The 1584-nt window shown below is 65.7% G+C and carries 1 protein-coding gene; it reads left to right on the top strand.

Going from position 1 to position 1584, the window contains the following annotated elements:
* Window positions 1-240: 240 nt before the first annotated feature.
* Window positions 241-1506 carry an IS701 family transposase gene (locus DQW85_RS23285; protein WP_113702231.1) on the top strand — a complete coding sequence of 422 codons (1266 nt, stop codon included), beginning with the start codon at window positions 241-243 and terminating at the stop codon, window positions 1504-1506.
* The last annotated feature ends 78 nt before the right edge of the window (window positions 1507-1584 follow it).

Here is a 1584-nt window from a genome sequence, read left to right as displayed (position 1 = left end):
CTCACCAACGCCTGATCGCCAGCGGAACCGGCAATCTCGGCGGTCCGAGGCGGAGCCTCATTAGTACTCCAGCCGCAGATCGGACCTTGATGGACTGTGGTCAGGATGCGCGAGGTACGTGCGTGGGTACGTAGCCACGTCAACGTCGAGCGGCCACCGCTGTGATCATTCAGGTGTGTTGGATCTGAAGATCATGCGGTGGCCGCGTTGGCCAGAGTAGAACATCTCAGCGCCGCTCATCTGCAGGCTGGTTTGGATGCCGCGTTCGAGCTGGTAGCCGGGCGCTTCAAGCGGTCCGAAGTCCGGCAGCGGGCTCGGGCCTGCATCGAGGGCATGCTGTCCGGGCTGGAGCGCAAGAACGGCTGGACCCTGGCCGAGTACGCCGGCGAGCAGACCCCCGATGGGATGCAGCGCCTGTTCAACGCCGCCAAATGGGACGTTGATGGCGTGCGCGACGACCTTCGCGCCTACCTGATGGAACACCTGGGAGAGGCCGACGGGGTGCTGATCGGTGACGACACCGGCTTCGTCAAACAGGGCGGTTGCTCGGCCGGAGTGCAACGGCAATACACCGGCACCCTCGGGAAGATCACCAACTGCCAGATCGGGGTGTTCCTCGGCTACGCCTCCAACCGTGGCCGGGCCGTGCTGGATCGCGAGCTCTACCTGCCCAGAGACTCATGGATCGCCTCACCGGAGCGCTGCGCGGCCGCCCAGATTCCCGAGCACGTTCACTTCGCCACCAAACCCCAACTCTTACAAGCCATGATCGAAAGGGCGCTCGCCGCCGGCGTCCCGTTCAGCTGGGTGACCGCCGATGAAGCCTACGGCGACAACGGCCCCTTGCGCCGCTACCTGGAAACCCAGCAGATCAGCTACATACTGGCGGTCTCCCGCACTCACCAGATCACCACCGGCGTCGGCAAGACTCGCGCCGACGCCATGGCCGGCAAGGTCCCCAGGAACGGATGGCAACGCCTGTCCTGCGGCCCGGGCGCCAAGGGCGACCGGCGCTACGACTGGGCGCTGATCGCCACCGACAGCTCCGCGCACCGCCTCCTCATCCGCCGCTCCCTCAGCAACCCCTCCGACCTGGCCTTCTACCTGTGTCACACACCTCAGCCAGTGCCGCTACAGCGCCTGGTCCAGGTGGCCGGAGCCCGCTGGACGATCGAGGAATGCTTCCAGGCCGGCAAGAATGAGGCCGCCTTCGACCACTACCAGGTCCGGCTCTATCCCGCCTGGTACCGCTACATCACCCTGGCCATGCTCGCCCTGGCCTTCCTCGCCGCCACCCGCGCTGTCCTCAACCCCGAACCCGCCTCACCAACCGGCACCGGCAAACTCATCACGATCTCCGCGAACGAGATCCGCCGCCTCTTCGCCCTGTTGACCCGGCCACCCGTCGACGAAAGTCACATCCTGCGCTGGTCCCACTGGCGACGACGCCACCAAGCACGCGCCCGACACAGTCACTACCAGCGACGACAACTCAAAGATCGATAAGTGCGGCTGGAGTACTAATGAGGCTCCGCCTCGGACCGCCGAGATTGCCGGTTCCGCTGGCGATCAGGCGTTGGTGAG

It is taken from the genome of Nonomuraea lactucae, from assembly GCF_003313395.1.
Classification (GTDB): Bacteria; Actinomycetota; Actinomycetes; order Streptosporangiales; family Streptosporangiaceae; genus Nonomuraea; species Nonomuraea lactucae.
This window is presented reverse-complemented; position numbering and strand designations above follow the sequence as displayed.